The sequence below is a fragment of the Caulobacter sp. KR2-114 genome, from assembly GCF_049446115.1.
GTDB lineage: Bacteria > Pseudomonadota > Alphaproteobacteria > Caulobacterales > Caulobacteraceae > Acaudatibacter.
This window is the reverse complement of sequence record NZ_JBMSEC010000012.1, coordinates 22,953-32,059: the sequence shown is the minus strand read 5'-3', so window position 1 is coordinate 32,059 and position 9,107 is coordinate 22,953. Positions and strand designations below refer to the sequence as shown.

7 protein-coding genes are annotated in these 9,107 nt (G+C 72.5%); 5 read left to right on the top strand and 2 right to left on the bottom strand.

Features of this window, described 5'->3' with window-relative positions:
* The first annotated feature begins 211 nt into the window (after window positions 1-211).
* Both ACO2Q3_RS26695 and ACO2Q3_RS26690 read left to right on the top strand, forming a co-directional pair.
* Window positions 212-1,408: a CaiB/BaiF CoA transferase family protein gene (locus ACO2Q3_RS26695; RefSeq protein ID WP_423312328.1), complete on the top strand. Its 1,197-nt coding sequence runs from the start codon at window positions 212-214 to the stop codon at window positions 1,406-1,408.
* A 305-nt stretch (window positions 1,409-1,713) separates the two neighbouring features.
* Entirely contained in the window at window positions 1,714-3,531 is a 1,818-nt protein-coding gene (locus tag ACO2Q3_RS26690) for a flavin-containing monooxygenase (RefSeq protein ID WP_423312326.1), read from the top strand.
* Between the two features lie 299 nt (window positions 3,532-3,830).
* Here ACO2Q3_RS26690 and ACO2Q3_RS26685 read toward each other — a convergent pair whose 3' ends face one another.
* Both ACO2Q3_RS26685 and ACO2Q3_RS26680 read right to left on the bottom strand, forming a co-directional pair.
* Window positions 3,831-4,121 (bottom strand): 4a-hydroxytetrahydrobiopterin dehydratase, encoded by a 291-nt coding sequence (locus ACO2Q3_RS26685; protein ID WP_423312324.1) that lies wholly within the window; start codon window positions 4,119-4,121, stop codon window positions 3,831-3,833.
* Window positions 4,118-4,783: an HAD-IA family hydrolase gene (locus tag ACO2Q3_RS26680; RefSeq protein WP_423312322.1), complete on the bottom strand. Its 666-nt coding sequence runs from the start codon at window positions 4,781-4,783 to the stop codon at window positions 4,118-4,120. Before ACO2Q3_RS26680 ends, ACO2Q3_RS26685 begins: the two co-directional genes overlap by 4 nt.
* Window positions 4,784-4,997: 214 nt before the next feature.
* Between ACO2Q3_RS26680 and ACO2Q3_RS26675 the strand changes: the two genes are divergently transcribed.
* From ACO2Q3_RS26675 to ACO2Q3_RS26665, 3 genes are all read left to right on the top strand, one after another.
* Window positions 4,998-5,801 carry a heme-dependent oxidative N-demethylase family protein gene (locus tag ACO2Q3_RS26675; protein WP_423312320.1) on the top strand — a complete coding sequence of 268 codons (804 nt, stop codon included), beginning with the start codon at window positions 4,998-5,000 and terminating at the stop codon, window positions 5,799-5,801.
* A 71-nt stretch (window positions 5,802-5,872) separates the two neighbouring features.
* Complete coding sequence (locus ACO2Q3_RS26670; protein WP_423312318.1) at window positions 5,873-7,462, top strand: hypothetical protein; 1,590 nt, start codon at window positions 5,873-5,875, stop codon at window positions 7,460-7,462.
* 187 nt (window positions 7,463-7,649) lie between these two features.
* Window positions 7,650-9,104: an amidase gene (locus ACO2Q3_RS26665; RefSeq protein ID WP_423312316.1), complete on the top strand. Its 1,455-nt coding sequence runs from the start codon at window positions 7,650-7,652 to the stop codon at window positions 9,102-9,104.
* The last annotated feature ends 3 nt before the right edge of the window (window positions 9,105-9,107 follow it).

The following is a 9,107-nucleotide window of genomic DNA, read 5'->3' as shown; positions in this document are numbered from 1 at the left end:
CCCTCCACCCCCTTCGGGGGTCCCCCTCCCCCAAGGGGGGAGGAGAAGGGGCGCTGCCTTCATTCTCTTCCCCCGCTGGGGGAAGTCCCGGCGAAGCCGGGGATGGGGGCTCCAGCGCAGAACACCGCTTGCCGCCCGCCCTCCGGACGGTAGGCTTCGGCGACATGGCGCGAGACCCGGAACGGGCGGCGCGCACAGCGGGATGGAAAGCATGACCCAAGGCCTGTTCAGCGACCTGCTGGTGATCGACTGCGCCAGCTTCATCGCCGGCCCCGCCGCCGGCACGGTGATGTCGGACTTCGGCGCCCGGGTGATCAAGGTCGAGCCGCCGGGCCTGGGCGACTCCTACCGCAACCTGTTCCGCCTGCGCGGCGCCGGGCCGGACGCCATCGACTATTTCTGGGCGCTGGACGCGCGCAACAAGGAAAGCCTGGCGCTGGACCTCAAGGACGAGGCCGGGCGCGCGGTGCTGCACAAGCTGATCGCCCGGGCCGATGTGTTCATCACCAACTTCCCGTTCCCGATCCGCGAGCGGCTGGGGCTGCGCGCGCAGGACGTGCTGCCGATGAACCCGCGGCTGATCTACGCCTCGCTGACCCCGTACGGCGAGCACGGTCCGGAGCGCGATCGCACCGCCTACGACACCACCGCCTGGTGGGGCCGCTCGGGGTTGATGGACATGGTCAAGGCCACCAGCGACACCGAGCCGGCGCTGTCGATGCCGGGCATGGGCGACCACCCGACCGCCATGGCCCTCTACGGCGCCATCGTCACCGCCCTCTACAAGCGGCAGATCACCGGCCAGGGCGGCGAGGTCTCCACCTCGCTGATGGCCAACGGCCTGTGGTCCAACTCTTGCCAGATCCAGGCGGCGCTGTGCGGCTACGAGCTGACCGGTCGGGGCGAACGCGGCGCGCGCAGCGCGATGACCGAGACCTATTTCTGCGCCTGCGGACGCCAGCTGCTGCTGGCCATCGCCAACCCCGGCCGCGAGTGGCCGCTGCTGGCCCGCGCCCTGGGACATCCGGAGTGGCTGGAGGACGAGCTGTTCGCCACGCCGATGCTGCGCTTCGCCAATTCGGCGATCCTGACCGCCTATCTGGAGGACGCCTTTCTGTCCGAGCCCTGGGCGGTGTGGCGCGAGCGGCTGAGCGCCGCCGGGGTCACCTTCGGCATCGTCGCCCAGATCGAGGATCACGCCGGCGACGAACAGGTGGAGGCCAATGGCCTGCTGCCCGAGTTCGTCGACGGCGAGGGCCTGCGCACGGTGGACAGCCCCTTCCAGCTCGCCGGCGAGCCCAAGCAGCCGCCCCGCATGTCGCCCTCCGTCGGCCAGCACACCCGCGCCATCCTCGAGGAAGTCGGCTGCAGCCCCGCCGAGATCGAGGCGCTGACGACGGGCGGGTGAGCTACGCTTCTCTGCCCCCTCTCCGCCGTCACCCTCGGGCGTCAGTCCCGAGGGTCAATGAACACTTCAGAACGTGTGGCGCGCCTCGAAGGGCCCGCCACGGCGCAGCCTCGCCGCTCTGCGACGCTCCGCTGCCGCTCGCGACTGCGCTGCAGGTGATCATGGATCCTCGGGACTTACGCCCGAGGATGACGGTTTGGGGGGTGAGAATTGGGGCTTGACGGCCGTTGCGTCGGGGGGCCGATCTTGATGGGCCTGACGCCGCCAAGACCCGAAACGGGGCGCCGGCCCACCGGAGGACTCCCATGAGCGCAGCCGAAATCGACACCCTGGGCTTCGATCCCGACGCCCTGCGCGAGAAGTACCGCGCCGAGCGCGACCGGCGGCTGCGCCCGGACGCCAACGCCCAGTACCTGGAGGCCGCCGGCGACTTCCGCCACTACGTCGACGATCCCTATGTCGAGCCCGGCTTCACCCGCGATCCGATCGCCGAGAGCCTGGACGTGCTGGTGGTGGGCGGCGGCTTCGGCGGCCTGCTGGCCGCGGCGCGGTTGCGCGAGGCGGGGGTCAAGGAGCTGCGCATCCTGGAGAAGGGCGGCGACTTTGGCGGCACCTGGTACTGGAACCGCTATCCCGGCGCCCAGTGCGACATCGAGAGCTACATCTACCTGCCGCTGCTGGAAGAGACCGGCTACATCCCCAAGGAGAAGTACAGCTACGCGGCCGAGATCCGCGAGCACTCGCGGCGCATCGGCGAGACCTTCGACCTCTATCGCGGGGCCCTGTTCCAGACCGAGCTGACCGACCTGCGCTGGCTGGAGGACGAGGGCCGCTGGCTGGCGACCACCACCCGCGGCGATGCGCTGAAGCCCCGCTACGTGGTGATGTCCAACGGCCCGCTGAACCGGCCCAAGCTGCCCGGCATCCCCGGCATCGAGACGTTCAAGGGGCACTCGTTCCACACCAGCCGCTGGGACTACGGCTACACCGGCGGCGATTCCACCGGCGGGCTGACCAAGCTGGCGGACAAGCGGGTGGCGATCATCGGCACCGGGGCCACGGCGATCCAGTGCGTGCCGCATCTCGGCCGCCACGCCGGCCACCTGTACGTCTTCCAGCGGACGCCCTCGTCGGTGGACGTGCGCGGCAACCGGCCCACCGATCCCGCCTGGGCCGCCAGCCTCGAGCCCGGCTGGCAGCGCAAGCGGATGCGCAACTTCAACACCCTGGTCTCCGGCGGGCAGCAGGACGAGGACCTGGTCGGCGACGGCTGGACCGACATCTTCAACAATCTCGGCGTGGCGGTGGCCCGGCGGATGGCGGCGGCCGGCCAGCCGCTGACCCCGCAGGACCTGGGCCGCGAGCTGGAGCTGGCCGACTTCCGCAAGATGAACCAGGTCCGCGCGCGGGTGGACGCGACGGTCACCGATCCGAAGACCGCCGAGGCGCTGAAGCCCTGGTACCGCCAGTTCTGCAAGCGGCCGACGTTCAACGACGACTATCTGCCGACCTTCAACCGGCCCAACGTCACCCTGGTGGACACCCTCGGCCGCGGCGTCGACCGCGTGACCGAGACCGGACTGGTGGTGGACGGGGTCGAGTACCCGGTGGACTGCATCATCTTCGCCACCGGCTTCGAGGTGGGCACCGCCTACACCCGCCGGGCCGGCTTCGAGGTCACCGGCCGCGACGGCGTCACCCTGACCGACTACTGGGCGGGCGGGGTGAAGAGCCTGCACGGCTTCTACAGCCACGGCTTCCCCAACTGCTTCCACCTGGGCATCACCCAGAACACCCTGACGCCGAACTTCCCGCACATGCTGGACGAACAGGCCTGCCACGTGGCCGAGGTGGTGCGGCGCGCCAATCTGCAGCAGGCCGGGCGCATCGAGCCCACCGCCGAGGCGGAGGCCGGCTGGCAGGAGACGATCCGCGCCAATGCCCTGCAGAACATCCAGTTCCGCAGCGAATGCACCCCCGGCTACTACAACGGCGAAGGCCGCGCGGGGGATGGCCAGGGCCTGTTCGACGGCCTCTACGGGCCGGGCTCAGACGCCTTCTTCGAGCTGGCCAGGGCCTGGCGCGAGGAGCAGGACATGGCCGGGCTGGCGTTCGCGCGCTGAGGGCCTGTCACAGCGGCGGCGGAGCCCCTCACCCTCCCCCGCGCCTTGCTGGCGCAAGCCACGCGGGCCCCTCCCTCTCCCTGTGGGAGAGGGGGATTGAGCGCTCGCCGTCGGCCCAAAAGACTCCTCTCCCATAGGGAGAGGAAGGGGCCCGAGGCCGGCGCGCGAGCGTCGGGCTTGGGAAGGTGAGGGGTTCCGCGCCCTGCACGACGGACTCCGCCCCGAACCTGCGGCGACTGTCGCCCGGTCCCCGCGGCCGCGGCTCTCCTGAACAGGGTAGCCCGGAGCGCCCGCCCCGGCTAGCCCGCGGCCTTGTCCATGAACCGCGCCAGGGTCACGTCCAGCTCGGTCACCCCGTCGGCGTCGTGCGTGGCCAGCAGCACCTCGACCCGGTTGTAGACGTTGGACCACTCCGGATGGTGGTCCAGCTTGTCGGCCATCAGCGCCACCCGGGTCATCCAGCCGAAGGCGGCGTTGAAGTCGTCGAAGCGGAAGGTCTTGACGATGGCGTCGCGCGGGCCGTCGGCCGCGGTCCAGCCGTTCAGCTGGGCGACGGCGGCCTGCGCGCCGATGCGCTGCGGGCGGCTCACGCCTGCGCCTCGGCGATCAGGGGGAAGTTCAGGCCGGTGATCCGCGCCAGGTCGTCCAGCGCCTGGGCCTCGCTGACCACCTTGATGGCCTGCATGCCCAGCTGCGCCGCCGGCTTGCAGTTCACCCCCAGGTCGTCGAGGTAGACGCAGGCGTGCGGCGGAGCTTCCAGCACCTCGCACATCATCTGGTAGATGCGCGGATCGGGCTTGCGCACCCCGGCCTTGGAGCTCTCGATGATGTGGTCGAACAGCGCCATGATGCCGGCCGTGCGCGAGGCGCCCTCGCTGGTGGACGACATCGACGGGCCGTGGCCCTGGGCCATGTTGTTGGTGATGCAGCCGACCTTGTAGCGGGCCTTGCACAGCTTCAGCGCCTCGACCATGCGCGGGCGCACATCGCCCGACAGCAGCGGCAGCACGTCGGCGCCGCGCACCGGGTGGCCCAGGTTGGTGGATTCCTCGAGGAACTTCAGGTCGAAGCCGTGCCGGTCGATCTCGGCCCGCTCGAACAGCGCCCAGGCATTGTGGTCGGGATTGGTGGCGTTCACCGTGCGGATCAGGTCGCGGGGCAGCCCGTGTTCGGCCTCGTAGCGGTTGAACGCCTCGAACGGCGAGGTGGTGAACACGCCGCCGAAATCCCAGATCACCGCTTCTATGGTCACGCCAGCTCCCCGCGCTTATGAAGATCGCCATGGACGAGGCGGCCCGCCCCGATGCCTCTCGAAGGACGCCTTCGGTCCACTGGACCTGGGCGACCTTCCTGGACCGTTCATCCCCGCGGCGTCGGCCAGGCGACGGTCCGCCGGGTACGCTCTAGAGGCCCGGCGGGCGCCATGCAAGGACAAGGATAAGTTGAATCTGGCCATTCAACCCGCGATGCCTGCGCCATATGCCGAGGGGCCGGGCGACTTCGCCATCGGCCTGGCGGCGATCGAGGCGGCCGACTGGCTGGAGGGGGGCGAGGCCGATCCTGCGGCGCGCAAAGATCCGCTGCTGGCCGCCCACCCAGCCCTGGTGTGGGGCGAGGTCGCCGGCTCGCGGGCCGGCCAGGCCGAGGTGCTGGCGATGGTCCGCGCCGCCGGCGTCGCCGCGCCCGACGACGGCCGCCCGCCGCTGCTGACCGCCGCCCGGGCCGTGGCCGACGACCTGTGCCTGATGGAAAAGCGCCAGGGCGAGTGGCGGCTGACCGCGGTCAGCCTCAGCGCCGGCTCGTTCTTCACCGCCGAGGACGCCATCGGCAAGTCGCTCGGCGAGCTGCACGCGCCGGTGCCGGGCTTCGCCGCGCGCTTCCAGAAGCGGGTGGAGCGGATCTTCGACGGGCTGCGGCCGGGGCTGGTGCTGCAGCGCCGCAACTGGTCGGTGCTGAACACCGACGCCCTGCACACCCCCGATCCGGCGCCGTACCGCGCCCGGATCGGCGAGATCCGCCCGGACGAGGCGGCCGAAAAGGTGTTCGTGCGCATGGAGCGCCAGACGCTGCGGCGGCTGCCGGACACCGGCGGGGTGCTGTTCACCATCCGCATCTGGCGCCATCCTCTGGCCGCCCTGGACGCCGATCCGGCGCGGCGGCGGGCCTTCGCCGTGGCCTGGCGCGGGGCCACGGACGACTATCGCGCCTACAAGAAGCTCGCCCTGTTCGACACCCTGGTGGAGTCGTTTCTTCGCGCCAGGGGAGAATAGGCGAGCGCAGGACTGGCCCGGCGGCGTTTAATGCGGTCCGACAGCAAAAGACCATGCGGGATTTGTGCGACATGCGACGGCTTCTTCTGACCTCGGCGACTTCCCTTTCCGTGCTGACGGCCGGCGTCTTCTTCGCCGCCGCGGCGACGGCCGCGCCCCAGGAGGCCCCGCCGCCGCCCGCGCCGATCTTCTACTGCCCCCTGCCGGACGCCGCCGCGACCGCCGCCCCGGCCAAGCCCGGTCCGGCCGCCAAGCCGACAGCGGCGCGCGCCGCTGCGGCCCGCAACTGCCCGCCGCCGCGCCCGCGCCTGCAGCGCGCCCGCCACGCGATGGTGATCCACCGCGGCTTCCACGTCCGCACCGCCGAGATCTCGCGGCCGTACAACGAGGAGGACGACGGCGTCTCCCGCAGCCAGGCCCGGGTCTACCGCTATGAGCTGTCGCACCACGGCCTCTATCCCTGGCAGGTCGAGCCCTATCCGCACCGCCGGCCGCGCTGGACCGAGGATTCCACGCCCCTGCCGGCGGACCTGATGGGCCGCGAGGACGAGCGTCACTACGCCTGGCGCGAGCCGGTCGCCCCGCCGCCGCCTGCGCCGCCCGTCGCCCCGCCGCCCCCGCCGATGCGCGCGGACCTGGATGACGGCCACCATCACCATCACCACCACGACGGCGATCATCATGAGTACGCCGAGGGCGATCACGCCGCCTACGCCGAGCGCGACCAGGCCTGGGGCGAGCGCGCCGAGACCGACGTTCGCTCGGGCCGCTACGAGCAGGACGAACAATACGCGCAGGCCGAGCAGGGCGCGGCGGTCGAGCACCACGACGACTGGCGAGAGCACCAGGACGCCCAGGCGTGGGACGACGATCGCGGCCAGGCCTGGCGCGAGGATGATCGCCGCCGTGACGATCACGGCCGTGACGACGGGCGCGAGGCTCGCCGCGACGACGAGCGCTACGCCGATCGGGGCGACGATTACGCCGACGCCGGCCAGGCGCAGCACAGCGACAGCTACCAGCACAGCCAGTACGACAACGGCGGCGGCTCGGTGCAGGGCGACCGCGACGGCCAGGTCTACTACCACTCGTGGGGCGACGCGGGCGCCGGCCCGGACCGGCGGGACGATGCGCCGGGCGCCTATCGCCAGGGCTGGTCCGATCGCTACAGCCACGCCGAGACCGATGGCCAGGGCTACGCCCACCACAGCGGCGGCGGCTATTCCTATTCCGAGGAAGGCGGCGACACCGGCTGGCAGGGCGGCTACGTGACCGGCGGCGAGCAGGCCTACGCGGGCGGCGGTTACGAAGGCGGCTACCAGGGCGGCGGCTACCAGGGCGGCTATGCCCAGCAGCAGGGCTACGCCGGCGGCTACGGGCAGCAAGCCTGGGCGCAGCAGGGCTACGCTCAACAGGGCTACGCCCAACAGGGTTACGCCCAACAAGGCTATGGCCAGCAGGCCTATGGCCAGGGCGGCTATGGCGACGACCAGGGCTATGACCAGAACGGCTACTATGGCCAGGGACCGTATGCCCCCGGCGGCGGCCAGCCGGCCTGGCGCAGCAACACCGGCGGCGGCTACGAGGTCTACGGCGCGGCCGGCCGCGACGCCAACGGCTACCTGACCTGGGCCGGCAAGCCGCGCGCGCCGGGCTCCTGAGGGCGCGGGTCCGAACGTCCTTCACCCTCCCCTTCATGGGGAGGGAAAGGCGGCAAGGCCGCCAGGGTGGGGAACGCCCGCCCGCCACGATGGCCTGCCCTTCCCGCGTACTGCCCTTGACTTCCCCACCCTGATCGCTGCGCGATCTGTCCCTCCCCATGAAGGGGAGGGGGAGGGGGAGGCGCCTATGGAACACCGCACCGCCCAGGCCCTGCTGGCCGCCCTTCACGCGCGGCAGGTGAGCGCCGAGGACCTGGCGCGCCAGGCGATCGCCGCCATCGAGGCCGGCGATCCGGCGCTGAACGCGGTGGTGGTGCGCGACTTCGACCGCGCCCTGCAGGCCGCGCGGGCCGCGGACGCCGCCCGGGCGCGCGGCGAGGCCGGCGTCCTGCTCGGCCTGCCGATGACGGTCAAGGAGGCGTTCAACGTCGCCGGCCTGCCGACCACCTGGGGCCTGCCGGGCGCGGCGGCGATCCCCATCGCCGAGGACGCGGTGGTGGTGCGCCGGCTGAAGGCCGCCGGGGCGGTGATCCTGGGCAAGACCAACGTGGCGACCATGCTGGGCGACTGGCAGAGCGCCAACCCGGTCTATGGCGCGACCTCGAACCCGTGGGATCCGGCGCGCACGGCCGGCGGCTCCTCGGGCGGCGGCGCGGCGGCGGTGGCGGCGGGCATGGTCGCCCTGGAGTTCGGCTCCGACCTGGCCTCGTCGCTGCGCGCGCCGGCGGCCTTCTGCGGCGTCTATGCGCACAAGCCCAGCTGGGGCCTGGTTCCGCAGCGCGGCTTCGCCCCGCCGGGGGCGCCGGCCTGGGGGCCGCAGCCGGCCATCGACCTGTCGGTGCTCGGCCCGATCGCCCGCAGCCCCGGCGACCTGCGCCTGGCGCTGCAGGCGGTGATGGGCCCGGACGACGCCGAGGCCGCCGCCTGGCGCGTGGCCCTGCCGCCGGCCCGGGGACGGGCGCTTAAGGACTTCCGGGTGCTGATCGTCGACCGCCATCCGCTGGTCCCCACCGCCGCCGTGATCGGCGCGGCGCTGGAGGCGCTGGAGGCGGCGCTGCGGCGCGAGGGGGCGCAGGTCTCGCGCGAGGCTGGCGGCCTGCCCGACCTCGCCGCCACCGCCGCCCTGCAGATGGAGCTGATGATGGCCCAGTTCTCGGCCGACGTCCCCGACGCCGCCTATGCCGCCGCCCGCGCCGCGGCGGAGGGCCTGCCGGCGTCCGGCGACCCGCAGGCGGCCGCCCTGCGCGGCCAGGCGCTCAGCCACCGCGACTGGGTCCGCGCCGACCGCCGCCGCCACGCCGACCGCGCCGCCTGGGCGCGGCTGTTCCGGGACGTCGACGTGGTGCTGTGCCCGGCCATGCCCACGGCCGCCTTCCCGCACGACCCCCGGCCGATGGAGCAGCGCACGCTGCAGATCGACGGCGCGACGGTTCCCTATACGGCCCAGGCCGTGTGGGGGACGCTGGCCACCGTCGCCGGCCTGCCGGCCACCGCCGCACCGCTGGGCCTGACGCCCGAGGGGCTGCCGATCGGCCTGCAGATCATCGGCCCCTGGCTGGAGGACCTGACGCCGCTGGCCTTCGCGCAGGCGCTGGAGCAGGCCTTCGGCGGCTTCCGGCCGCCACCCGCCTTCGCCGGATAGCGG

Coding starts and splice junctions, on each gene's coding strand:
- ACO2Q3_RS26670 (WP_423312318.1), top strand. CDS start 5,873: ATGCGACGGCTTCTTCTGACCTCGGCGACTTCCCTTTCCGTGCTGACG.
- ACO2Q3_RS26690 (WP_423312326.1), top strand. CDS start 1,714: ATGAGCGCAGCCGAAATCGACACCCTGGGCTTCGATCCCGACGCCCTG.
- ACO2Q3_RS26695 (WP_423312328.1), top strand. CDS start 212: ATGACCCAAGGCCTGTTCAGCGACCTGCTGGTGATCGACTGCGCCAGC.
- ACO2Q3_RS26665 (WP_423312316.1), top strand. CDS start 7,650: ATGGAACACCGCACCGCCCAGGCCCTGCTGGCCGCCCTTCACGCGCGG.
- ACO2Q3_RS26675 (WP_423312320.1), top strand. CDS start 4,998: ATGCCTGCGCCATATGCCGAGGGGCCGGGCGACTTCGCCATCGGCCTG.